At 66.2% G+C, this 20,933-nt stretch carries 27 protein-coding genes and 2 pseudogenes; 18 read left to right on the forward strand and 11 right to left on the reverse strand.

The window, feature by feature from the left end; genetic code table 11:
- The first annotated feature begins 138 nt into the window (after nt 1-138).
- Both M8231_RS14455 and M8231_RS14460 read left to right on the forward strand, forming a co-directional pair.
- Nucleotides 139-933, forward strand: a complete 795-nt coding sequence (locus tag M8231_RS14455; protein WP_250201772.1) for a Hachiman antiphage defense system protein HamA — start codon at nt 139-141, stop codon at nt 931-933.
- Nucleotides 923-4,453: a DEAD/DEAH box helicase gene (locus tag M8231_RS14460; protein ID WP_250201773.1), complete on the forward strand. Its 3,531-nt coding sequence runs from the start codon at nt 923-925 to the stop codon at nt 4,451-4,453. Before M8231_RS14455 ends, M8231_RS14460 begins: the two co-directional genes overlap by 11 nt.
- Nucleotides 4,454-4,466: 13 nt before the next feature.
- On the opposite strand, the gene M8231_RS14465 is transcribed toward M8231_RS14460, so the two are convergent.
- Both M8231_RS14465 and M8231_RS14470 read right to left on the reverse strand, forming a co-directional pair.
- Entirely contained in the window at nt 4,467-5,696 is a 1,230-nt protein-coding gene (locus M8231_RS14465) for a tyrosine-type recombinase/integrase (RefSeq protein ID WP_250201774.1), read from the reverse strand.
- A 247-nt stretch (nt 5,697-5,943) separates the two neighbouring features.
- A complete protein-coding gene (locus M8231_RS14470) occupies nt 5,944-6,438 on the reverse strand; it encodes a hypothetical protein (protein WP_250201775.1) in 495 nt (164 codons plus the stop codon).
- Between the two features lie 52 nt (nt 6,439-6,490).
- On the opposite strand from M8231_RS14470, the gene M8231_RS14475 reads away from it, so the two are divergent.
- Complete coding sequence (locus tag M8231_RS14475; RefSeq protein ID WP_250201776.1) at nt 6,491-7,147, forward strand: hypothetical protein; 657 nt, start codon at nt 6,491-6,493, stop codon at nt 7,145-7,147.
- Between the two features lie 50 nt (nt 7,148-7,197).
- Here the strand turns inward: M8231_RS14475 and M8231_RS14480 are convergent, their stop codons facing one another.
- From M8231_RS14480 to M8231_RS14490, 3 genes are all read right to left on the reverse strand, one after another.
- Entirely contained in the window at nt 7,198-8,439 is a 1,242-nt protein-coding gene (locus M8231_RS14480; RefSeq protein ID WP_250201777.1) for a site-specific integrase, read from the reverse strand.
- A 90-nt stretch (nt 8,440-8,529) separates the two neighbouring features.
- Nucleotides 8,530-8,838 carry a helix-turn-helix transcriptional regulator gene (locus M8231_RS14485; protein ID WP_250201778.1) on the reverse strand — a complete coding sequence of 103 codons (309 nt, stop codon included), beginning with the start codon at nt 8,836-8,838 and terminating at the stop codon, nt 8,530-8,532.
- Nucleotides 8,838-9,395, reverse strand: coding sequence for a GIY-YIG nuclease family protein (locus M8231_RS14490; protein WP_250201779.1), 558 nt, complete (start codon nt 9,393-9,395; stop codon nt 8,838-8,840). Before M8231_RS14490 ends, M8231_RS14485 begins: the two co-directional genes overlap by 1 nt.
- A 72-nt stretch (nt 9,396-9,467) precedes the next feature.
- On the opposite strand from M8231_RS14490, the gene M8231_RS14495 reads away from it, so the two are divergent.
- The 6 genes from M8231_RS14495 to M8231_RS14515 all read left to right on the forward strand — a co-directional run bounded on the left by M8231_RS14495 (nt 9,468) and on the right by M8231_RS14515 (nt 11,567).
- Nucleotides 9,468-9,737 (forward strand): helix-turn-helix domain-containing protein, encoded by a 270-nt coding sequence (locus M8231_RS14495; RefSeq protein ID WP_250201780.1) that lies wholly within the window; start codon nt 9,468-9,470, stop codon nt 9,735-9,737.
- Between the two features lie 77 nt (nt 9,738-9,814).
- Nucleotides 9,815-9,937 (forward strand): hypothetical protein, encoded by a 123-nt coding sequence (locus M8231_RS16950; RefSeq protein WP_284150793.1) that lies wholly within the window; start codon nt 9,815-9,817, stop codon nt 9,935-9,937.
- A gap of 84 nt (nt 9,938-10,021) precedes the next feature.
- Entirely contained in the window at nt 10,022-10,273 is a 252-nt protein-coding gene (locus tag M8231_RS14500) for a hypothetical protein (protein ID WP_250201781.1), read from the forward strand.
- On the forward strand, nt 10,270-10,422 hold the full coding sequence (locus tag M8231_RS14505) for a hypothetical protein (protein WP_250201782.1): 153 nt from the start codon (nt 10,270-10,272) through the stop codon (nt 10,420-10,422). Before M8231_RS14500 ends, M8231_RS14505 begins: the two co-directional genes overlap by 4 nt.
- A gap of 457 nt (nt 10,423-10,879) precedes the next feature.
- The gene (locus M8231_RS14510; RefSeq protein ID WP_250201783.1) at nt 10,880-11,056 is read left to right on the forward strand and encodes a hypothetical protein; all 177 of its coding nucleotides are present in this window, start codon (nt 10,880-10,882) and stop codon (nt 11,054-11,056) included.
- Nucleotide 11,057: 1 nt separating this feature from the next.
- Nucleotides 11,058-11,567 carry a hypothetical protein gene (locus tag M8231_RS14515; protein ID WP_250201784.1) on the forward strand — a complete coding sequence of 170 codons (510 nt, stop codon included), beginning with the start codon at nt 11,058-11,060 and terminating at the stop codon, nt 11,565-11,567.
- A gap of 82 nt (nt 11,568-11,649) precedes the next feature.
- Here M8231_RS14515 and M8231_RS14520 read toward each other — a convergent pair whose 3' ends face one another.
- Together M8231_RS14520 and M8231_RS14525 are read right to left on the reverse strand one after the other, a co-directional pair.
- Nucleotides 11,650-12,042 carry a hypothetical protein gene (locus tag M8231_RS14520; protein WP_250201785.1) on the reverse strand — a complete coding sequence of 131 codons (393 nt, stop codon included), beginning with the start codon at nt 12,040-12,042 and terminating at the stop codon, nt 11,650-11,652.
- Between the two features lie 118 nt (nt 12,043-12,160).
- Nucleotides 12,161-12,487 (reverse strand): helix-turn-helix domain-containing protein, encoded by a 327-nt coding sequence (locus M8231_RS14525; RefSeq protein WP_250201786.1) that lies wholly within the window; start codon nt 12,485-12,487, stop codon nt 12,161-12,163.
- A 192-nt stretch (nt 12,488-12,679) separates the two neighbouring features.
- Between M8231_RS14525 and M8231_RS14530 the strand changes: the two genes are divergently transcribed.
- The 3 genes from M8231_RS14530 to M8231_RS14540 all read left to right on the forward strand — a co-directional run bounded on the left by M8231_RS14530 (nt 12,680) and on the right by M8231_RS14540 (nt 14,548).
- Nucleotides 12,680-12,874: a hypothetical protein gene (locus tag M8231_RS14530; protein WP_250201787.1), complete on the forward strand. Its 195-nt coding sequence runs from the start codon at nt 12,680-12,682 to the stop codon at nt 12,872-12,874.
- Between the two features lie 2 nt (nt 12,875-12,876).
- Nucleotides 12,877-13,140, forward strand: a complete 264-nt coding sequence (locus tag M8231_RS14535; RefSeq protein WP_250201788.1) for a hypothetical protein — start codon at nt 12,877-12,879, stop codon at nt 13,138-13,140.
- Between the two features lie 44 nt (nt 13,141-13,184).
- Nucleotides 13,185-14,548, forward strand: a protein-coding gene (locus M8231_RS14540; RefSeq protein ID WP_431307110.1) for an IS3 family transposase whose coding sequence is annotated in 2 segments (ribosomal slippage) — nt 13,185-13,532 and nt 13,535-14,548 — 1,362 coding nt in all. Because the reading frame shifts where the segments join, the coding sequence is not laid out codon by codon here.
- Between the two features lie 61 nt (nt 14,549-14,609).
- On the opposite strand, the pseudogene M8231_RS14545 reads toward M8231_RS14540, so the two are convergent.
- A pseudogene (locus M8231_RS14545) lies at nt 14,610-14,942 on the reverse strand (DDE-type integrase/transposase/recombinase); the annotation flags it as partial.
- A gap of 71 nt (nt 14,943-15,013) precedes the next feature.
- On the opposite strand from M8231_RS14545, the gene M8231_RS14550 reads away from it, so the two are divergent.
- Nucleotides 15,014-16,203 (forward strand): IS3 family transposase gene (locus tag M8231_RS14550; RefSeq protein WP_250201334.1). Its coding sequence is split into 2 segments (ribosomal slippage): nt 15,014-15,266 and nt 15,266-16,203, totalling 1,191 coding nucleotides; the frame shifts between segments, so codons are not numbered across the junction.
- Between the two features lie 17 nt (nt 16,204-16,220).
- On the opposite strand, the pseudogene M8231_RS14555 reads toward M8231_RS14550, so the two are convergent.
- A pseudogene (locus M8231_RS14555) lies at nt 16,221-16,532 on the reverse strand (IS6 family transposase); the annotation flags it as partial.
- A 144-nt stretch (nt 16,533-16,676) separates the two neighbouring features.
- Between M8231_RS14555 and M8231_RS14560 the strand changes: the two are divergent.
- The 5 genes from M8231_RS14560 to M8231_RS14580 are packed head-to-tail and all read left to right on the forward strand — an operon-like array spanning nt 16,677 to nt 19,584.
- The gene (locus M8231_RS14560) at nt 16,677-16,925 is read left to right on the forward strand and encodes a MoaD/ThiS family protein (RefSeq protein ID WP_250201791.1); all 249 of its coding nucleotides are present in this window, start codon (nt 16,677-16,679) and stop codon (nt 16,923-16,925) included.
- 7 nt (nt 16,926-16,932) lie between these two features.
- Entirely contained in the window at nt 16,933-17,385 is a 453-nt protein-coding gene (locus M8231_RS14565) for a molybdenum cofactor biosynthesis protein MoaE (protein ID WP_431307136.1), read from the forward strand.
- Complete coding sequence (moaB, locus tag M8231_RS14570; protein ID WP_250201793.1) at nt 17,385-17,921, forward strand: molybdenum cofactor biosynthesis protein B; 537 nt, start codon at nt 17,385-17,387, stop codon at nt 17,919-17,921. The genes M8231_RS14565 and moaB overlap by 1 nt, the downstream gene beginning before the upstream one ends.
- Nucleotides 17,918-18,403: a cyclic pyranopterin monophosphate synthase MoaC gene (moaC, locus tag M8231_RS14575; RefSeq protein ID WP_250201794.1), complete on the forward strand. Its 486-nt coding sequence runs from the start codon at nt 17,918-17,920 to the stop codon at nt 18,401-18,403. Before moaB ends, moaC begins: the two co-directional genes overlap by 4 nt.
- Nucleotides 18,400-19,584 (forward strand): molybdopterin molybdotransferase MoeA, encoded by a 1,185-nt coding sequence (locus M8231_RS14580; RefSeq protein WP_250201795.1) that lies wholly within the window; start codon nt 18,400-18,402, stop codon nt 19,582-19,584. Before moaC ends, M8231_RS14580 begins: the two co-directional genes overlap by 4 nt.
- Here the strand turns inward: M8231_RS14580 and M8231_RS14585 are convergent, their stop codons facing one another.
- Both M8231_RS14585 and M8231_RS14590 read right to left on the reverse strand, forming a co-directional pair.
- Nucleotides 19,585-20,178, reverse strand: a complete 594-nt coding sequence (locus tag M8231_RS14585; protein WP_250201796.1) for a molybdenum cofactor guanylyltransferase — start codon at nt 20,176-20,178, stop codon at nt 19,585-19,587. It lies immediately after the preceding gene.
- Nucleotides 20,175-20,906: a sulfite exporter TauE/SafE family protein gene (locus tag M8231_RS14590; RefSeq protein ID WP_250201797.1), complete on the reverse strand. Its 732-nt coding sequence runs from the start codon at nt 20,904-20,906 to the stop codon at nt 20,175-20,177. The genes M8231_RS14585 and M8231_RS14590 overlap by 4 nt, the downstream gene beginning before the upstream one ends.
- Between the last annotated feature and the right edge of the window lie 27 nt (nt 20,907-20,933).

Here is a 20,933-nt window from a genome sequence, read left to right on the forward strand (position 1 = left end):
GGCTGCCCTTGATCAGCGCCCCGCCTGCGGGCGCCTGCGTCCGGATGGGGCTTCCGGCCGACTGGCTCTACCGAACGGACACGCACCTATAAGAGCGCGCATTGCAATCTAGGTTCGACTTACGGTAGCGCTTACGTCATGCGCAAGACTGTCGGGGAGGCAGATTTGGCCAATATTAACAGCTGGTGCGACGTCGCCTCTAGCAAGGTCGGCACGCACGATCTGCACGAGATCACAGTCAAGCCGGGTCAGCTTGCTGACGGCGTGGACGAAGTCGCCAAGACCATCCCGGACCACTATGTCGCCTCGCCATATCTCGCGCGCGTCCTGCGCCGTAAGGGCAAGCCTCAGGCCGCGGCGGTCCTGGAGGCCCGCCTGCCGACGAACAAGAAAATCCGCTCGGGCGACTTGGGTGAGATTCTGGGCACGGCCTACGTCAATGAGCTGACCAGCTACGACATCGGCGTGTTTCGACTTCGGTGGAAGGATCACCGCAACATGGCGATGCGCGGCGACGATCTGATCGGCCTTGCGGAGGACGCCAACGGGCGGGCCCTGTTTCTGAAAGGCGAAGCGAAAAGCGGCGCCGCGATGGGCAACGCCGTCATCGCCAATGCGCGCACCGCGCTCGCCTCTGCAGATCAGCGCCCCACCCCACACGCTCTGTCGTTCATGGCAGAAAAATACCTGGACATGGGTGATGAGCACCGTTGCGATCTGATCGAGGACGCGACCCTGGATACCGGTGTTGCGCTCAATCAGGTGGAGCATCTTCTCTTCACATTCAGCGGCAACGCTACGGCCGGTCTGCTCACCACAGATCTCCAGGCCTATGGCGGTGGGGTGCGTCAGTCAGCGGTGAACTTCCGCATTCCGACACATCAGAACTTCATCCGCGACGTGTTTGAGACGGCGATCGCAAATGCCCTCTAACATCGACGCGATTTCCGCCGCCGTCCGCCGCGCGACCGAGCAAGGCTTTCGCGACCAACTGCTCGCCAAGGGCCAGGCCCGCGCCATGGTTTGGCGTGATGGCCGTGTGCCGGACGGGGGTCCGCGCTTCGCGCGGGGCCTGAGCTACGACCTGCTGGCCTACGGCTACAGCCTGCTGACGCAAGGTCTTCGCTTGCTCGAAGGGGACGGCGATCACGACCTGGCTCGCACCGCCTGCGCGGCCGCAGCCGAAGCGTTGGAGGCGGTCGTCGCCAACGGCCCGGAAAGTCCTGAAGCGGACTTCCACAGGCTGATGGCGGCGGGCGCCTACCATATCGCCCGATATTCGGCGCGCGCCTTCTCCCTGTTGACGCCTTTCGCCGACGCCGAGGCGGGCAATCTCGCGCCTGTCGAGCGCGCCCTATCGCTCTTGATGCTGCGCCAGCTTGATCGACTTGATCAGTTGGTGATCGATTGGACGACAGGGGATCGGACATCCGACGAGGCGCTTGCGAGACAGCTTGCAGACCTCATGCCGGCCGATGCGTGGGCGGATGCAGAGGCCCCTGACGATCAGGATCCAGACGACGCGGCGTCTGACGCCGTCGTCGAGGTGGCGGACCTGGTCCTCACGCAAGGCTTCATGGTCGCCACCAGCGAGGCGCTTCTGGCGTTGGAGCGCGGCGAACGGTCATTGCTTGACCGGGCGCTCGAACAATTCGGCGTGGGTCTCGAGGATGCCGAGGCGCTGAACATGGTGCCGCAATGGTGGGCGCATCGCTTGGCTCGCCATCTGTTCGAAGAGCTGTGGGGATGTAGCTTCCACAATGTTCTTCCCAAAGCCGGCCCCGCGGGCTTGCCGGATTGGACCAGCCTGCGCGATCTCTTCATCGCCTCCTTGCACAGCCGGTCACGTGCGGAAATCGACCTTTGGCCCTCGCAAATCGACGCTGCGGCGCGGGCGATGGCGATTGACGAGAATCTGGTCGTCTCCCTGCCGACGAGCGCCGGCAAGACGCGCATCGCAGAGCTTTGCATTCTGGCCTGTCTGTCCGCGGGCAAGCGCGTGATGTTCATCACCCCGCTTCGAGCCCTGTCGGCGCAAACCGAGGTCTCTCTCATTCGAACATTTCGACCGCTGGGAAAGACCGTCTCGGGACTCTACGGCAGCATCGGCGTCAGTGGAGCCGACGCCGGGCTGCTGATGGATCGCGACATCGTCGTCGCCACGCCTGAGAAGCTGGACTTCGCCTTGCGCAACGATCCCGCCCTGCTGGATGACGTCGGCCTTGTCGTTTTGGATGAAGGCCACACGATCGGCCTAGGCGAACGCGAAGTTCGTTACGAGGTGCAGATCCAACGCCTTCTTCGCCGTGCAGACGCCGATCAGCGTCGCATCGTCTGTCTCTCCGCCGTTCTGCCCGAAAACGACCAGCTCGACGACTTCGTCGCCTGGCTGTCGAAGGACCATGCCGACGGACTGGTCTTCAAGGATTGGCGCCCGACGAGGCTACGGTTTGGCGAGGTGGCCTGGAGCGACAACGGCGGCAAGCTCAACATCACCCTTGGCGAAGAGACCCCCTACATCCCCAAGTTCCTGACACCGCGCGAGCCGCCGCAGCTCGGCGGTCGGGGCCAGCGCAGGAAGCTGTTTCCATGCGATCAACGAGAACTCGTGCTGGCGACGACCTGGCGTCTGATTGAGGATGGTCAGACGGTCCTGATCTATTGTCCTCAGCGTCGCTCGGTTGAACCGTTCGCCGACACGATCGTCGATCTGTACAAACGCCAACTGCTCAGCGCGCTGATCGAGGAGGACGATCCCCGCCTCAACAAGGCGCTGGCGATCGGCACCGAGTGGCTGGGCGCCGACCATCCCCTTCTTCAGTGCCTGCGCCTCGGCGTCGCCGTCCATCACGGCGCCCTGCCCACACCTTATCGGCGCGAGGTCGAAGCGCTGCTGCGTGACGGTATCTTGAAGGTGACGGTGTCTTCGCCGACGCTCGCCCAAGGCCTGAACCTCAGCGCGACCACCCTGGTCTTCCAGGGTCTGCGCGGTCACAGCGGGATTGTCGAGCCTCACGAGTTCAGGAACATCGTCGGCCGGGCGGGGCGCGCCTTCATCGATGTGCAGGGCCTCGTGCTCTACCCGATGTTCGACAAGCAGTTTTCCCGGCGACGCGACTGGACAGAGCTCGTCAACGAGACAGCCGGCCGGGAGATGGAGAGCGGGCTGCTACGCCTGATCCTGACCTTGCTGCGACGCATGCAAACAAAACTGGGGACCAAGGACGCCCAGACGCTGATCGACTACGTCGCCGGCATGCCGCAGTGGGACTTCGAGCCTGTGGCCGGTGAGACGGTGGAAGAACAGGCGCAACAGGAGGACGCCTGGAACACCTACGTCACATCGCTCGACACGGCCCTGCTCAGCATGCTGGGCGAAGAAGAAGTCGCTGACGCCGACATCGAGGCGGCTTTGGACGCAGCGCTCGCAAGTTCATTGTGGAGCCGGCGACTCGCTCGTCGCGGCGAAAAGCTGCAGGCGTTGATGCGCGACACGCTCGTCAAGCGGGCGCAGTACATCTGGGCGAACACGACGGCTCGGCAACGGCGCGGTTACTTCCTGGCGGGGGTTGGGCTGGCGACCGGACACCTGCTGGACGCGCATGGCGATGAACTGATCGACCTTCTGACCCGCGCCAACGGCGCCATCATCGGTCGCGACGACGAACTCGCCATCGACACTCTGACCGCGTTTGCGGACCTCGCATTCGGCATTCCGCCGTTTGCGCCCCGTAAGCTTCCGCCGAATTGGCGCGATATGCTTCGTTGCTGGCTGGAAGGTCGACCGATGAGCGCCTTCGCGGGCGATGAGGACAGCGACGCTCTGCAATTCATCGAAGAGGCATTCCTCTATCGGCTGCCTTGGGCGCTGGAGTCGGTGCGGGTCTACGGTCTCGCGATCGGCTATACGACGGCGCAGGGCTTCGAGCTTGACGATCTGGAGCTCGGGGTGGCGGCCGGCGCCGTCGAGACTGGTGTCCTCAACCGCGACACGATCTTCCTGATCCAGGCCGGCTTCACGTCCCGCTCAGGCGCGCAGATTGCGGTGGCTGATGGCGGTGGCGATTTCGAAAGCCTTTCTGACCTTCGCGCGTGGGCTCGCACGCCAGAGGTCATGGAGCTCACTTCGGATCCGGCGTGGCCGACACCCGAAACCCATGAGCTTTGGCTGGAGTTTCTGGGCGGCTTGAGCCCCGAGCGCATCGCGACCTGGAGTCGGCAGGAGCATCGCGCCAGCGTTCAGTGGCTGGGCGCCGCGCCCCGCCCCGGTGAGGCGCTGCGCATAAAGCCCGGGTCAGAGGATGAAATCGTCGACAGCGCCTATCAGCACATCGGCGTTCTCGCCGGTTGGGTGAACGCTCAGCGCTCCGGCCTTCTTCAGGTCACGAGCCGCGATGGCGGCGTCGATCTTGTCTATCTTGGGCCCAACGACCTGAACGCCCAGATTCTCTAGAGGGCGGCCACATCTACTGGCGAGTGCGGCGCCCGCGATCGAACGCGTCGCTGACATCGGACTGATAGTCCGGCCGGTGATGACCATAGACCTTTTCAAGGGTGCGCGGCGTCATGCCCAGGTATTGGGCGGCGCGCCGGATCGGCACATCGGCCTCCATCAGCCAGGTCGCCGCCGTGTGCCGATGCCAGTGCGGCGTGATGGCGGCATCGAGGCCCGCGTCGGCGACGATGCCCTTGTAGCCTTTGCGGATGCGGCCCCGGATCGCGCGACCTCCATGATGCAGGACGGTCTCGACCGGCGCCTGGCCCGCCTTGAGCCGCTCGGCGTTCAGGATGTCGTCCTGGCGGCGCCACCGGCGCAGGTGGCGGAGCAGACGCTTGGGAATGCGGCACATGGGGCGACGCTTGGTCGGCTTGTCGGCTTCCTTGCGCCCACGCCGGAAGATCCACCCCTTCTCCAGATCGACCCAGGCGCTGTCGTCGGACGGTGTCCAACGCAGCTTGGGCAAAACGCCTGGCCGCGTGCCGGTGTAAATCCCCAGAAGAACGAACCGAACCAGATGGGCGCGATTGGACCGGGTGGAGACTGGCGTCGCGCGCCATCCTTCCGGCGTCAGCCGCCAGCCGCGGGCCGCGCGCAAGATGGCGGCCACCTGTTCACGGCTCAGGGCATCGCGAGGACCGGCCGCGGTTTTGGGATAGGTGAAAACCGGCTTGCGCGTCAGGCGGTGCTCGGCGTCCCAGTAGCTGGTCGCCGCCGACAGGTCCTCCAGTTCGCGCCGGGCGCCGGCCGGACTGACCCTGCGTGCCTGCGCGGCGTTCTTGAACGCCTTGATCGGCTGAGCCGTGCGGTGGGCAACATAGGCCATGCAGGTGCTGCGCCTGACGTCGCCCAGGGTCATGCCGCTCCACCAGTCGAGGATGGCGCCCAGTCGTGCGCTGACCGCGCTGGGGTCCGCAAGGCCAGGGGCCTTTTCGCGCGCATAAAGCGCGACGACCTCGTCGATCAGCACCTCTTCGGGCTCGAGCGCCCGGTCCTTGGGCCGGACCGAGGCGGCCTTCGCGGTCAAATACTCCGCGAGCGCGACTTCAGCTTCCGTAAGGCGCTCCGGGCCGCAACCTGTGCTGATGTTTTTGGCGCCGTCGCGGATGAAGTAGACGGCCGCCAGGGTGCGTCCGGTCCGGCCGTCGATCCGGCCCTGCCTGAGGTAGAGGCGCGCGCCTTTGGCGGGCCTACCCATTGGTGGAGCTCAAAGAGTGAGCGCACCGCATGCGGGGTGACCCAAAGACGACCCGAGACGCGCGCGGCGCGCAGGTTGCCGCGGCGAATTTCGGCGCGCAACGACGAGACCTTGAGCGGGCCTTGGGGAAAGAACAGCGCAACGGCTTCTTCGAGAGTGAGGGGCTCTTCTTCCGCCCAGTGGTCAGGGTGAGGCCGATCCTGCACGCGCGGCGGCAAGGCGGGGCGATGATGTTGCGACCCATCGCTCACCGGCTCCCCTGCCCGTCCGGTGCGTCGCGGCCCGATCCGGTCGGGGGGTTGAGCCACCCGATGCGGTCTTCAATCGGGGTCATTTCCGGCGGGTGAGGGCGCAGGCGAACCAGAGTGTAGCCGGCGATCCAGGCGTCGATCTCGCGCCGGGCGGCGCGCTGTTCATCTGGCGTAAGCATCGGCAGGCTCATCCGTTCGGCGAGCGCGGTGCGGAAGGCGGACGGGGCGCCGAGCCCGAAGCAGTGGCGACGAACCGACGCGCGCAAGGAGGGCGTCGCCGCCTCGACGAACAGCGGGGCGCCGGTGGGCAGGATGCCCAGATGATCGGGCTCAAAGCCCATCAGGGCCATCGGTTCGCGCGCCGCAATGATCAGGTCGCCGGGCGTTGCGGCGATCGCCGTGGGGTCCAGGCAGGCGGCGTGGAAGGTTTGATAGTCAGACACGGCGAGCTCCTTTCTTGATGACGACAAGGGATCGACAGCGGCCTTCATTCTGTGTAATACGCAGATTGGAGGCGCGCTGAGCCGCGCGAGGAGTGATGGGATGGCGAGCCTTCCGGGACTGGTTGACGCCTTGGCCAAGGTCGACGGGCGCGACCGGGGCGTCATCGACCACATGGCGCGCGAGATCCGCGAGGCGGGCCTGATCCAGACCACCAAGCGCGGGCGCGGGGCGGCCGAAATGACCTCCTTGGATGCCGCTCATCTGGTGCTGGGGGTTTACGGCTCCGATGGGCGCGGCACTGCTGCGACGGCGGCCGGAGAGTTCGGGCGGCTGGCGACCTTTGCGATGCCGCTGCCCAAGGGACTGCCCGCCACGGTCGACGCCATCCAGCACCAGCCCAATCTGGCGACCGCGGTCGCCGCGATCATCGAATCCGGCGCCAAGCTGGCGACCCAGACGCCACGCGTACAAGGCACGCTGCCGGTCCTGGGCCCGCTTTACCCCGCCACGACTGACGGGCTGGAGCTTGAGGACTGGCCGCATGGAACAGCGGTCCTCCTGCGTATGCATCGCCCCAGTCTGGAAGCCTACATCACAATGGCCTGGCCCGGCCGCGCTTTGGTCGAGGAACACACCATGATGTTTGTGCCGGGCGGGCCCGCAATCGACGGCTTCAAGGCGATCGCCGCCTTCGAGGTCCACATCATGGTGCATGCCCGGGTGTTCCAGGCGCTGCATGGCGTGCTCTACCCCTAGCAGGACCAAGCCCGCGCGCCGGCCTTCGGCATTGGTCTGACGCACCCTCATCACGCAGCCTCCTGGCTCAGCAGGATCGGCCTTTCGACGTCCGGCAGATCGCCGATGTAGATCGAACGGACGCCCTCCACGATCAGCTCGCCCTTGATGCCGGTCACCTGTTCCAGCCGGCGCCGCTCGCGCTTCTCCATGGCGCGGTCGGCCATCTCGCTGTGCGGCCGCAGGTAGTGTTTCAGCGTGTGGTGGACCGAGGACAGTTCGTGACCGGTGATGGTGGCGATCTCCGGAACGGTGCAGCCCGCCAGCGCCAGTTCGAGGATCACGGTGTGGCGAAGCTGGCGAAACTGCAGCTTGGGATCGAAGCCCTGCAGACGCTTGCGCACGCGGGCGAAGGTCTTCGAGAGCTCGACGCCGGTGAAGGGCTTTCCGGTCGCGGCGTAAGGGAACATGTAGGCGCCGTGCTCATAGGCGTCGTCCAGGATCCGGCGCGCCTGGGCGTTGATGACGCCGATGCGGATTTCCCGACCCGTCTTGACGCACTCGTAGTGGAAGCCGCCGCTGACGTACTGATAGCCGTAGCGGAACAGGCGCACGTTCTGCAGACGCTGACCGATTTCCCACTGGGCGAACATCATGCGCGCCAGACCGTACTCGCCTTCGGTGATCGCCTGGGTGGCGGCGCAACGCAGATCGTCGGCGCTCCAGGTCTTCAGCTTGGGCTTGGGCAGGCGAGCGCTGTAGGAGATCGTCAGGGCCGGATCGCGCCAGCCCTCGCGCACCGCCTTTTCCAACAGGCGACGCACTTCCAGATAGGCGGCCTTGCGCCGATGCGGGCTAATGATCCGCTGCAGAAAGATCTTGTCGATCTGCGATTCCAGCACCGTCGAGGGCTGAAGGGCGGGGTCCCAGCCGAGGAAGTCCACGATCCGCTTCTGGGTCGAAGCATAGGTCTGACGCGACTTCGGCTTCAGCCCCTGCCAGTTGGAGTGTTGACGGCGCAATTCAATCAGGTCGCTCCAGGACCGCTCGATCTGGGGCGGCTTGAGCGTCTGGGCGTCGGCCTCCTGGGCGCGCAGGCGGCACAGCTCGCGGAACATGGCCTCGGCAGCCTTCTCGATCTGAGCTTCCTGAGCGGCGGTCAGATTGCCGAGCCGCATCCCATCCTTGCCATCCACCAGGATCGGCCGCGAGCCCGGCCACCCGGCCGGGCGATTGCGCCTTACCTCGAAGCGAAAGCGCACCGTGCCATCCAGGCGCGGACGGACCGCGACGCAGGGTCCATAGTTCTTCATGATTTTCTCCTATCAGATGGGCCTCCATTCCGGGCGTTACCCAGAATGGAGGCGGTTAAATCTGGGGAACACCCAGATTGCGCTTGATCTTTAATCTGGGGCTTTCCCAGAATCAAGACCCTTTTTGAGCCGGCGCCGCCGCAGCGCCTCCAGACGACGTTCGGTTTCGACGGCCATGGAGTGGGGGCGGTTCGCTTCACCGGCCAGAGCTTTCACGACCGCGCTTTTCAGGAACAGGGATTGCCGCGCCTGATCGACGGGTTTGGGCAATCGGCCGGCGGCGACGCGACGCCACAAGGTGGCGCGCGAGATGCGAGCCAAAGCCGTGACCTCGTCAGTGGTCATGCGCTCCACATCAATGGACGCCGCCTCGGGGACCACGGGGGCGGGTCCGGTCATTAGTTCAGCGTCTTGGGATCAAGCGGCAGGCCGCGCATCTCACGACGCATGACCATGAGGGTCTCGGCCGAGGGCTGACGACGACGGCCGGTGATGTTGAGCAACGGCTTCTCGTCCGCGATCAGAGACTTTTCCTCGACCATGGCCTCGGCCGAGGCGCGCACCGCCACCGAGACGTTGGCCGCGATCCACGCGCTGAGGCGCAGTTCCCCGTCCGGCTCGAACCAGAAGTAGGAGACGTGGGGATTGGGCACGACTCGCAGGTCCAGCTGCTCGGCGAGCACCGCGCCCAGGCTCATGCGGAAGGTGGAGCGTCCGGTGTCGTTGGACAGGTGCGCCTTGACGCGGCGGCGCAACGACCCGCCGCTGGCGCCCAGGTACAGGATCGCCCGGCGGCCCAGACGCAGGGAATCGAGTTTGAGCCGCGCACGATCCAGCGCGGGCGTCAGAGCATCGGGGTCATCCAGCAAAAAGGCGTAGACCCCGCCCGTGTCGGGGATGCAGTCGATGTGGCGGCGCATCACGCCGGCCGGTTGAATCATATAGGCTGACAACATAATGAATGGGCCTCCTTTGCCCATGTGGGCGGTTTGCGCCCACGAACGAACGAGCTATCACGGGATTTCTTGATGGTCAATAATCGCCCACATGGACAATTTTCTCCCACGGGGCCGCAGTTGGCGGCGGCGCGGGCCGCCACCGGCCTGTCCGTCCATGCGCTGGCGGAGCACACAGGCCTGGGCGTCAATACGGTGCGGCGGGCCGAAGCCGGCGGCGCAAAGGTGCTCACCACCGTCAATGCCGAGCGCCTGGTGGCGGGCCTGCAGGCCTTGGGCATCACCTTCCTGACGCCGGACGCCGACGGCCCAGGACTGCGGATCGCGACGCCGCCAGCCTGAGCCTCAGGTCGACGAACGACGGTCTGGCGAGATCGCGCAGAGCGTGTCATCGTTCAATGCAACCTGGGGAGGCGTGCATGCTGAGAGCGATGCTGATCAGGCTGGTGCTGATGTGCACGGCCTGCGCCCACAACCTGCCGGAAGACGCGACGCCCAATCGATTGCTGGCCCCGATCCGGCGCGCGCCTACGTCGACATGAACGGGACCTTCTACCCGCCCGACTGGCCCGGGTCGGACGGAACGGTTCGCGCCCGCGCCGCTGTGGCCCGGCGGGCTGATCCGGGTGGTGATGCTGGCGCCGGCGATTGGGTCGCCGGACTTCCGTGCCCCGGACAAGGTCGATGATCTTTGGGTCCCGCGCACCTTCCCCGGGCGGCTCGTTTCCATCCGCTACACGGTCAACCCGGGCGACTATGTGCTCAACAAGCTGTGGATCGGTCTGGCGGACAACTTCAACCCGACGGACCTGGGTGCCTCCGAGGCGGGCGGCCGATGCTGGACTGCCACTACCGGGTCTTGCAGGATTATCCGGTGACCGGTCAGGTCGGCCACGGCATGCCGGACTATCTGGCCGATCCGGTGGTGCGCGAGATGTTGCACGACAGCGGGGTCACGCCGGCGGGCGGGCCCGCGGCCGGGCCAGCTGCGCCCATCCGCCGGCGCGACACCTGCCCCACGCACTGACGCAGCGCCAGGGTTCGCAAGACCGCCTCAGGTCAGCGGCGCCGGCCGCGCTCAACCCACGCTGCCAGCCGCCGGACGCCTGAGTCCGTCGTCGAGTCCGACGCCTGCCCCGCCTGACCCGCGCGGCGGGCGTTTTTGCGTGGCCGATCAGGACCTTGGCGGTGCCGGGCGTGGCGACCCGGAATCCAATCGCTGGTTCATCTTCCGTCCGGCGCGGGCCAAAGAAAACAAGGAGTTAGTCTAGAGCACGCGAAATCAGAGTTGCAGGCCGGCTCACACTGTCGCCGACTGGCTCATTCGAGTCCGTTGCCAGTCCGCTCATCAACACACACTGCGCATACCGGAATAGGCGGCGACGTCCTGATGTCGGCGTCGAGCCGCCCCCCCCCCATCCAACGCGGCGCTGACCCAGAACGTCCAGGGCAGCTCCATTCCACCGAACCGAAAAGGACATGAAGTGACGTCTCACCCCAATCAAGATCGAAGCGTTCAGGAGATTCTGGAAGATCTTCAGGATCAAGGCCTCGTTTACAGCTTTCTCTGCGACGACGGAAAGACCCGCTGGGCTTTGACCCAGCTCGGCCGCGAGGAGCAGGCACGTCGGAAGTCAGCCGACTTTGAGGCGATGCACTGACATGGCGAACCATTCCAAGCCCGGGTACGCCGGTGCAGAGATCCCCCCTTTAAAGCGAGGTCAAAACACTCGCGAGCTGTTTCCTGTCGGACCATTCGGCGCTGTCTTGGCGCCAGTGATGGCAATCCGCCAGACCGGCGCCATTCCCGACGACCTCTCGGCAGTCTTACTTGAGCGACTGCCGGATCCGGATGGGTGGAATGGCGTCATCATCGGACAGCAACATGCCCAGCCGGTGCGCATTTGCGTTCGTGACCAAACGCATTTCGCCGTCGCGCATCCATTGCTCTTTGAGATCGATGGCTTCCCTGTTCGCGGCGTCGGTCTTATCGACGCCGCCGATCGCATCTGTTTCTTCGGTGGGCTGCGAGGCCGAGCTCTAGCACCGGCGCCGACGTCCCGGTATGAATTTGCCAGTCACCAGATTTTGCTGCGGCGTCCTGTATCTCTCGGAAAGCCGAAGCCAACCCTACTGAGTAACAGACAAGCCGGAACGGATATGTATATCTGATTTGGCCAGCGCGAATTGGCGGATGCGGATCGGCAGCGGCCGTCTCAGGGGCCGCTGCCGACTAAGGTGCCTTACTAGGCGATCAGGGACGGCCGGCGCCTAGTTGCACCAGCAGCTCGGCCGGGACGGAGAAGCGCAGGCTGGCGTTCCCCGGATTGTCGCACTGCTTTTCGTTGTAGATGGTCATTAGGTGTTCGTGGCGCCGCTCAGCAACCTGCATGGCGTCGCGGGCGCTCATGTAGTTGCCAACGGCTGCCGGCCAGAAGAACAGCACGGCCGCGACATTGGCGCCGTTCACGCCCTGGTCGCTTTGTCCGTCGCGCTTGATCTCGTCCAGCTTGGCGAACTGGTCGCGCATTTGAGCGCAGGTCATCATGCGGTCGCCCGGCTGAGTCACAGACACCTTCTCCGTCGTGGTGCAGGCAGCAGTGCTCAGGGCGGCCGCCAGAGCGGCCACGGCAAACGTCTTCTTCATTAGGAAACCCCTCCAGGGATTGAATCGCCGCAACCCCCCGTCGCGACGTCGGGGCGAAATAGCACAGCCGGGGCGGGTGTCCAGTGCGTCTAGAGCAAGAACGCGCCGTTATCGACGATCAGCTGCAACGCCGCATCACCCGGACCAGATCGAGCACCGCCTTGCGTTGATCGCTGGTCAGGGCGGCGAACTCCCGCATGAAGGGCACGGCTTCGGGCGCCTCGTCCTTTTCGCCGCACAGGGCGGCGACCGAGGTGTCTAGGGCCTCGGCGCAGCGGATGAGGGTGGAGCCCGACATTCGGTTCACGCCCTTCTCGTACTTCTGGATCTGTTGGAAGCTGACCCCCAGCGCCTTGCCGAGGCCGCTTTGCGGCATCCGCCGCGCTTCGCGGATCGTTCGAACGCGGGCGCCGATGGCGATGTCGAGGGGGTCGTCCTGGTCCATGGCTTCAACCTTAGCAGGTGTCGGATGACCCGTATCCTGCGAGAGTGACCTAATACTTACAGTCACGCTTACACAACCGCGCGTATTTGTATTATTAACTCCACTCGCCTTACCGTTGTTTATCGCAAAACCTGGGAGAGATAGATGGCGACGGTTGCACGACTGTAAGAGACGGTCCGCGCCTATCGCGCGGTGACGGAGGCCGACGGGTTCGACGTGGTGGATCGGCTGGAGCGGCTGATTCTGGATCACGAGCCCCGGAGCGCGGCGGAAGCGGCGGCGATGCTGGAGATGGTCGGCGAGAACCTGGAGGCCGGAGGGCGCAGCGACGGCCGCGACGTGAGAGCGCTCAAACGGGTGATCGCCTTCCTGCGGCCCGACGGCTGATCATGTCGGTGCGGATGCTGGAGGACCGGGAGCTGAGCGCCCCGGTCACCTTCGCGGCGCGGCATGATCTGCTGGCGCTGTCAGCGGGGCGGACGGCGGATAGGCTGCACCAGGTGAACTGGGACGCCTACGCCGAAGGCTATGAGGTAGAGGAGGCGCGGCGGTCGATCGCGTTCGACTGGGCGCCGACAAACGCCGGGCGGGTGTTCAGCCTGGCCGGGGACTTGTCCGCCGTCAGCACCAATGGCACAGATTTGAGGTTGTGATTTAAGGAGGATCTGGGCTTCGTCGTAGTGACGAAGGAACGAAGATGAAGCCCAGATCCTCCAATGTAAAATCGCCCGCCAAGGCCCCAGCAGAGCGGGTAGTGAAGGACATCCGCCGACAGACCCGGCGCCACTTTTCGGCCGAGGACAAGATCCGCATCGTGCTGGATGGCCTGCGCGGGGAAGACAGCATCGCCGAGCTATGCCGCAAGCAAGGCATTGCCCAGAGCCTGTATTACACCTGGTCGAAGGAGTTCATGGAAGCTGGCAAGCGCCGCCTGGCCGGCGACACCGCCCGTGCCGCGACCACCGGAGAGGTCCAGGACCTGCGCCGCGAAGCCCGGGCCCTGAAGGAATGCGTGGCCGATCTGACACTGGAAAACCGTCTGCTCAAAAAAAGCATGGTCGCGGATGGGGGCAACGACGAATGAGATATCCCGCATCCGAGAAGCTCGAGATCATCAGAACCGTCGAGCAGTCGCACCTGTCGGCCAAGCGCACGCTGGACCAACTCGGCATCCCTCGTCGGACATTCTACCGCTGGTATGATCGCTACCTCGAAGGCGGGCCGGAGGCGTTGGAAGATCGGCCATCGGCGCCGAGCCGGGTGTGGAACCGCATCCCGGCGGGCATCCACGACCAGATCATCGAGCTGGCGCTGGAACAGTCTGAGCTGAGCCCCCGGGAACTGGCCGTGCGCTTCACCGATGGGCAGCGCTACTTCGTGTCGGAATCCACGGTTTACCGCCTGTTGAAGGCCCACGACCTGATCACCAGCCCGGCCTATGTCGTGATCAAGGCTGCCGATCAGTTCCACACGAAAACCACGCGGCCGAACGAGATGTGGCAGACCGACTTCACCTACTTCAAGATCATCGGGTGGGGCTGGATGTATCTGTCGACCGTGCTCGACGACTTCTCGCGCTACATCATCGCCTGGAAGCTGTGCACCAACATGCGAGCCGAGGACGTCACCGACACGCTGGACCTCGCCCTGGCGGCTTCTGGTTGCGACAGCGCCACGGTGCTGCACAAACCCCGGCTACTCAGCGATAATGGCCCCAGCTACATCGCGGGTGAGCTGGCGGAATACATCGAGGCCCGGAAGATGAGCCATGTCCGCGGCGCCCCGTGTCATCCCCAAACCCAGGGCAAGATCGAGCGCTGGCACCAGACCCTGAAAAACCGCATCTTGCTGGAAAACTACTTCCTGCCCGGCGACCTCGAAGCCCACATCGAGGCCTTCGTCGAGCACTACAATCACCAGCGATACCACGAGAGCCTGGCCAACGTGACGCCTGCCGACGCCTACTTCGGCAGGGCTCCGGCAATCATCAAACTGCGCGAAAGTATCAAGCGACAGACCATCGAACATCGGCGCTTGCAGCACCGCAAGTTCGCCGCCTAACATCAACCCCCTGACGAGGTCCGCACTCCGCTAATCTACGCCGCGAGTTGTGCCGAATGTTCTGACGACGGACAGATCTGCTGATGAGATGGCGCTGGATATTGAAGGTGTTGTAAATCGCCGCGTGGGTGGTGAGAAATCTCTGGGCTGAGGCTTGGGATTTGAACCTCTGCTGCTGCCGCTCTCGTCGCCGGATCGGCAGGTGAGAATTCTCAACGCGGTTATTATCACGCAGTCGACCGGGACGATGAAGATGCCGTAGTTCCAACTGATCGAGGGCCGCACCGTAGGATGCCAGCCCATCCGTTGTGATGGTTTCCGGCTCGACAGGTTGGTTACGTATAAGACGTCTAATCAGCTTCAAAGCCGCTTCTGTGTCCCGCCGACGCTGGACGATGACGTTGACGTGACCCCCTGAAACTCCTCCAGGAATAGCTAGAGTCCGCCCAACGAAGGACGGACAGAATGAAGCGATCGAGGTTCACGGAAGAGCAGATCATCGGGATCCTGTGGGAGCAGGAGGCCGGTGTAGCGACGGCGGAGGTGTGCCGACGCCACGGGGTCAGCTCGGCGACCTTTTACAAATGGAAGGCCAAGTTTGGCGGGCTCAACGTGTCGGAGGCTCGGCGGCTCAAGGCGCTCGAGGATGAGAACGCCCGGCTGAAGCGGATGCTGGCGGACGCGATGCTGGACAACGTGGCCCTGAAGGACCTGCTGGGAAAAAAGTGGTGACGCCCGCCGGCTATCGCGAGGCGGCTGGCCATCTGCAGGCCGCCTACGAGATGAGCGAAAGGCGGGCGTGCCGTGTGCTGGGCGTCGATCGGACGAGCGTGCGCTATCAGGCGACGCGCCCGGACGACGGCGCTCTGCGCGACCGGCTGAAGGCCCTGGCCCAGGACCGTCGACGGTTCGGCTATCGTCGCCTGCACGTGCTGCTGCGGCGCGAGGGCCATGCGGTCAACAGGAAGCGGGTCCAGCGGATCTATCGCGAGGAGCAACTGACGGTGCGCCGGCGCGGCGGCCGGAAGCGAGCGATGGGCCCGCGGCGACCGCTGGACCTGCCGCTGGCGCCCAACCAGCGCTGGTCGCTGGACTTCGTCGCAGACCAGATGACGGACGGGCGGCGCTTCCGCATCCTGACGGTGATCGATAACTGCACGCGCGAGTGCCTGGCGCTGGTGGCCGACACCTCGCTGTCGGGCGCGCGGGTCGTGCGGGAGTTGGACGCCGTCATCCGGCAGCGAGGGCGGCCCGACACCATCGTCAGCGACAACGGCACGGAGTACACCTCGAACGCGGTCCTGGCCTGGGCCGACGACACCGGCGTCGGCTGGCACTACATCGCGCCGGGCAAGCCCCAGCAGAACGGCTTCAACGAAAGCTTCAACGGGCGGCTGCGTGACGAGCTGCTGAACGAGACGCTGTTCCGCTCGCTGCCGCACGCTCGCGCCGTGCTGGAGGCGTGGCGACGCGATTACAACGAGCAGCGTCCGCACTCGAAGCTCGGGTGGCTGACGCCGCAGGCTTATGCAGAAGCGCTCACCGGACACATCGGCCGGCCTGCTGCGCTGGTTGGAGGCTGCGCTGACCGGCCTCTTGCCAACCCAGCCGATCACAGCTCAGATCAACCTAGGACTCTCGTTATGGCTGGATGAGAAACGGGGGTCACGTCAACGTCTAGAACCTCGCCTTCATCATCAACAGCGCGCCACAGATACATACGTCTGCCACCGATCTTGCAAACCATCTCATCGAGATGCCAGCGGCCTGTGGGTGACCCACGTCGCTTCTTCAGCCGCCGTGCAATCAAAGGCCCGAACTTGATCGTCCAGCACCGGATCGTTTCGTAGCTCACGTCGATTCCGCGTTGCGCCATCAACTCCTCGACATCACGGAAGCTCAGGTTGAAACGAAAGTACAGCCACACGGCATGACGGATCACCTCAGCTGGAAAACGATGTCGCTTAAACGATAAGGGCTTCATAGAAATGCCTACTCCACCAGTGGCTTGCCACCTTTTAGGTGGAGCACCTTTAGCGTTAGACTGACAGCACCGCGGCGTGCAGTCGCAACCTCTGGCGAGCCTCTACCGTTGACTCGCCATGCCCCGGACCGGACAAGGATCCACATGGACATTCGGATCTTGCTTCTGGGCGATCTTGGCGCCCGCTTCGGTCGGGAGCACACGTTGGCGTTCACGGAAGGCCTGACCGTCGGAGAGCTTCGGCGTCGTCTGATCGAGGGGATCGAAGGGTCGGAGGTCGCCCTGTCCGGGCCCGCGATCCGGTTAGCGGTCGATCAGGTGGTCGTTTCGGAAGCCGCACCCGTGCGACCCGGACAGGAGGTCGCCGTCCTTCCCATCTTCTCCGGCGGCTGAATTGGCTATCTCAGCGATCCTCACGCCCGGGCCGCTAGAGGCCGACGCCGAACTGCGCGCCTTCCTCGCCGACCGCACCGGCGACGGCGCGGTGGCGGCCTTCGTGGGACTCGCACGTGACAGTTCGGCGAGCGGTCCGGTCGCCGAACTGTACCTGGATCATTATCCCGGCTTCACCGAACGTTCTCTTGAAGCCATAGCCGCCGGAGCGGGAGCGCGCTTTCCCGTCCGCGACATTCGGGTGGTGCATCGGTGCGGGGCGGTCGCGCCCGGAGAGACGATCGTGTTCGTGGCCGTCGCGGCGCCGCACCGACGCGCGGCGTTCGAGGCGGCCGACTATCTGATGGACCGGCTGAAGACCGAAGCGGCCTTCTGGAAGCGCGAGGACGGTCCCGCCGGCTCGCGATGGATCGAACCCACCGACAAGGACCGCGCCGATCGCGCGAGATGGAACGACTAATGCCCGGAATTGACGAAAGCTTCGCCTTCTATCCCCTCAACATCGCCGTACTGACCGCGTCCGATACGCGGACCGCCGACAACGACACCTCGGGCGGACTTCTGGTGGATCGGCTGACCGCGGCCGGACATCGACTGGCCGGTCGGGCGCTCGTCCGGGACGACATCGGTGCGATCCGCGGCCAGATCGAAGCGTGGGTTGCCGACCCTTCGGTGGAGGTAATCCTTACCACGGGCGGCACCGGGTTCGCGCCACGCGACGTGACCCCGGAGGCGATCAGACCCCTGTTCCAGCGCGAGATGGACGGCTTCTCGGTGGTCTTCCACCACGCCAGCATGGGAACCGTGGGGCTATCGACTCTGCAGTCCCGCGCCTTCGCCGGACAGGCGGGGGACAGCTTCGTTTTCTGCCTGCCAGGCTCGACCGGGGCCTGCCGTGACGCATGGGACCTGGTGCTCGGCCTGGAGCTGGACAGCCGTTACCGACCCTGTTCGCTCGCCGGCCAGCTGCCGCGCCTGCGCGAGGTCTGCGCATGAGCGAGCTCAGCCATCTCGACGGGGCGGGCCGGGCGCGCATGGTCGATGTCGCCGACAAGGCGGTGACCGACCGAACGGCCATCGCAGAGGGGGTGCTGACCTGCGCCGCCGAAACGGTGACCCGCGCCGTCGCCGGCGACACGCCCAAGGGCGCGGTGATCGCCACCGCCGAACTGGCCGGCGTGATGGCCGCCAAGCGCACCGCCGAGTTGATCCCCCTGTGCCATGCCCTGCCGCTGAGCCGGGTCGAGGTGACGGTGACGGCGGATCCCACCCTGCCCGGGTTCCGCATCCGGAGCGAGGCGCGGACGCTGGGCCGCACGGGAGTGGAGATGGAGGCCCTGACCGCCGTCTCGGTCGCCGGCCTGATCCTGTTCGACATGCTCAAGGCCATCGACCGGACCATGACCATCGGCGAGATCCGCGTGGTCGAGAAGCGCGGCGGCCGCTCGGGCGACTGGACAGCGGGACCGGCGACGTGATCGGTTTCGACGAGGCCTTCGCCCTGCTGGCCGAAGCCGTCCGACCGGCTGGCTGCGAGCGTGTCGCGCTGGGTGAGGCGCAACGGCGGGTGCTGGCCGCGCCGGTGATCGCCCGCCTGGACGCTCCGGCCACGGACACTTCGGCCATGGACGGCTATGCGGTGCGCGAGGCGGAGTTCGCCATCCCCGGCCGGCTGACGGTGGTCGGCGAGTCCTTCGCCGGCCGCGGCTTCGAGGGCGCGGTGGGGCCGGGCGAGTGCGTGCGCATCTTCACCGGCGCGCCGATGCCGGCCGGCGCCGACCGGGTGATCATCCAGGAGGTGGTGCGGCGCGACGGCGATCTGGCCCTGTTCGACCACGCCCTGGGCGGCGGCCGGCACGTACGCGTCCGCGGCTCGGACTTCCGCCGCGGCGACGCGCTGCTGCCGGCGGGTCGACGGCTGGACGCCCGGGCCATGGTGGCGGCGGCCGGGGCTGACGTGGCGGAGGTCGAGCTCTGGGCCCGCCCCCGGGTCATCGTCCTGGGCACCGGCGACGAACTGGCCGCGCCCGGCGAGGCGTCCGGCCGCGCCGGCGCCATTCCAGAGAGCGTCTCCTTCGGCGTCGCCGGCCTGGCGCTGGCGTACGGCGCCGAAATGATCGACCGGCTGCGCCTGCCCGACCAGCCGGCGGTGCTCGAACAGGCCGCCGCGGCGGCGCTGGAGCGAGCCGACATCGTGGTGGTCACCGGCGGCGCCTCGGTCGGCGAAAAGGACTACGCGCGGGCCATGTTCGGGCCGGCCGGGCTGGAGATGATCTTCTCCAAGGTGGCGATCAAGCCTGGCAAGCCCGTGTGGCTGGGCCGGGCGAAAGGCAAGCTGGTGCTGGGCCTGCCGGGCAATCCGACCTCGGCGCTGGTCACCGCGCGGCTGTTCCTCGCCCCGCTGCTGGCCGGGGCGGCCGGCGAGAATCCGGCCACAGCCCTGACCTGGCGGCCGGCGCCGCTGGCCGGCGATCTGCCGCCGTGCGAAAGCCGCGAGACCTTCCATCGCGGGACGTGGGGCGAGCAGGGCGTCGTCCCGGTCGGCAACCAGGACTCGAGCGCCCAGAAGGCCTTGGCCGCCGCCGACGTGCTGATCCGCCGTCGTCCCGGATCGCCGGCCGCGACGACTGGCGAGACGGTCGAGGCGTTGGACTTCTGATCAGGCCAGCAGGGCTTCGGCGCGGCCCAGGTCCGCGGCGGTGTTGACATTGAAGAACGGATCGACCGGCTCGGCGGGCCAATCGACGGCGACGAAACCGATTCCGGCGGCGAAGCCCTTCAGCGATCGCTGTCCCGTCGCCGCATAGGCCGACAGGGCGCCCAGCCGGTCCGTGCGCCACAGGCCGCAGACCGGGTGCAGCCGCCCGCCGCTCGAGGCCAGGGCCGCACCGTGCCCGTCCAGCGCCGCCGTCAGTCGCCCGGCGAGATCGGGCGGGACCAGCGGCATGTCGCACGGCAGGGTCAGGACTGCCGTCCGTCCCGCCTGCCGGGCGAAGACGAGGGCCGCGGCCAGGCCGCCGAGCGGTCCCTCCCACGGCGCGTCGGGGATCAGGCGCGCGCCGTCCACGCCGGCGGCCTGCGCCGGATCGCGTACGGCCACGGCCACCATGTCCGACACCGTTCGCGCCTGCGCCAGGGCGCGATCCAGCAGGGTCTGCCCGGCCAGCCGGCGCAGGGGCTTGCCGCCGCCGATGCGGCGCCCCTCCCCGCCAGCCAGCACCACCACGGCGATGTGGTCCGGCGCCGAGGTCATGTGAAGATCAGCTTGGCGCCGGCTAGAGCCAGCACCACTCCAAGGGTGATCAACAGCCCCGCCTGGGGAAGTCTCTTCATGCCGAGCCAGGTTCCGGCGACCGCACCGGCCGCCACCGCGGCGACGAAGACAGGCAGGCCTGGCGGCAAGCTGGGAGCCAAGGTCATCTGGCCCGCCAGGCCGGCGATCGAATTGACCAGAATGAAGGCGGCCGCGACGCCCGAGGTGCGGCGCGGCTCCTCCCACGCGAACAGTAGGATCAGCGGGCTGAGGAAGATGCCGCCACCCGTGCCGGTCAGGCCGGCGAGCAGTCCCAGCACGGCGCCGCCCGGCAGGCTCAGCGCCAGGCTCGGTGATCGCACGGTGCGCGCCGCCGTCGCCCGCGGCCGCCACAGCATCCGGGCGGCGGCGAACCACAGCACGGCGCCCAGCATGGGACGATAGACCTCGGGCGGCACATGGATGCGGCCGCCCAGGTAGGCCATCGGAATGGCGGTGACCGCGAAGGCCAGGAACAGGCGCGGATTGAACTGGCGGGCGCGAAGGTATCGCCATGTGCCGAAACCGGCGACCACCAGATTGAGGGCCAGCGCCGTCGGCCGCATCACCTCCGGGACCACGGCGAACAGCGCCATGATGCCGAGATAGGCCGAAGCCCCGCCATGGCCGACCGACGAATACAGGGCCGCCGCCACGCCCATCAGCAGGGCGACGGCGATAATCGTCACCGGATCCATCTGCCCCCCCGCACGGCT

The sequence above is a fragment of the Brevundimonas albigilva genome, assembly GCF_023573565.1.
In the GTDB taxonomy this organism is placed as follows: domain Bacteria; phylum Pseudomonadota; class Alphaproteobacteria; order Caulobacterales; family Caulobacteraceae; genus Brevundimonas; species Brevundimonas albigilva.

Bases quoted from the DNA above. Each gene is read 5' to 3' on its own strand.
- M8231_RS14455 (WP_250201772.1), top strand. From the start codon at position 139: ATGCGCAAGACTGTCGGGGAGGCAGATTTGGCCAATATTAACAGCTGG.
- M8231_RS14460 (WP_250201773.1), top strand. From the start codon at position 923: ATGCCCTCTAACATCGACGCGATTTCCGCCGCCGTCCGCCGCGCGACC.
- M8231_RS14465 (WP_250201774.1), bottom strand. From the start codon at position 5,696: ATGGGTAGGCCCGCCAAAGGCGCGCGCCTCTACCTCAGGCAGGGCCGG.
- M8231_RS14470 (WP_250201775.1), bottom strand. From the start codon at position 6,438: ATGAAGGCCGCTGTCGATCCCTTGTCGTCATCAAGAAAGGAGCTCGCC.
- M8231_RS14475 (WP_250201776.1), top strand. From the start codon at position 6,491: ATGGCGAGCCTTCCGGGACTGGTTGACGCCTTGGCCAAGGTCGACGGG.
- M8231_RS14480 (WP_250201777.1), bottom strand. From the start codon at position 8,439: ATGAAGAACTATGGACCCTGCGTCGCGGTCCGTCCGCGCCTGGATGGC.
- M8231_RS14485 (WP_250201778.1), bottom strand. From the start codon at position 8,838: ATGACCGGACCCGCCCCCGTGGTCCCCGAGGCGGCGTCCATTGATGTG.
- M8231_RS14490 (WP_250201779.1), bottom strand. From the start codon at position 9,395: ATGTTGTCAGCCTATATGATTCAACCGGCCGGCGTGATGCGCCGCCAC.
- M8231_RS14495 (WP_250201780.1), top strand. From the start codon at position 9,468: ATGGTCAATAATCGCCCACATGGACAATTTTCTCCCACGGGGCCGCAG.
- M8231_RS16950 (WP_284150793.1), top strand. From the start codon at position 9,815: ATGCTGAGAGCGATGCTGATCAGGCTGGTGCTGATGTGCACGGCCTGC.
- M8231_RS14515 (WP_250201784.1), top strand. From the start codon at position 11,058: ATGGCGAACCATTCCAAGCCCGGGTACGCCGGTGCAGAGATCCCCCCT.
- M8231_RS14520 (WP_250201785.1), bottom strand. From the start codon at position 12,042: ATGAAGAAGACGTTTGCCGTGGCCGCTCTGGCGGCCGCCCTGAGCACT.
- M8231_RS14525 (WP_250201786.1), bottom strand. From the start codon at position 12,487: ATGGACCAGGACGACCCCCTCGACATCGCCATCGGCGCCCGCGTTCGA.
- M8231_RS14535 (WP_250201788.1), top strand. From the start codon at position 12,877: ATGTCGGTGCGGATGCTGGAGGACCGGGAGCTGAGCGCCCCGGTCACC.
- M8231_RS14560 (WP_250201791.1), top strand. From the start codon at position 16,677: ATGGACATTCGGATCTTGCTTCTGGGCGATCTTGGCGCCCGCTTCGGT.
- moaB (WP_250201793.1), top strand. From the start codon at position 17,385: ATGCCCGGAATTGACGAAAGCTTCGCCTTCTATCCCCTCAACATCGCC.
- moaC (WP_250201794.1), top strand. From the start codon at position 17,918: ATGAGCGAGCTCAGCCATCTCGACGGGGCGGGCCGGGCGCGCATGGTC.
- M8231_RS14585 (WP_250201796.1), bottom strand. From the start codon at position 20,178: ATGACCTCGGCGCCGGACCACATCGCCGTGGTGGTGCTGGCTGGCGGG.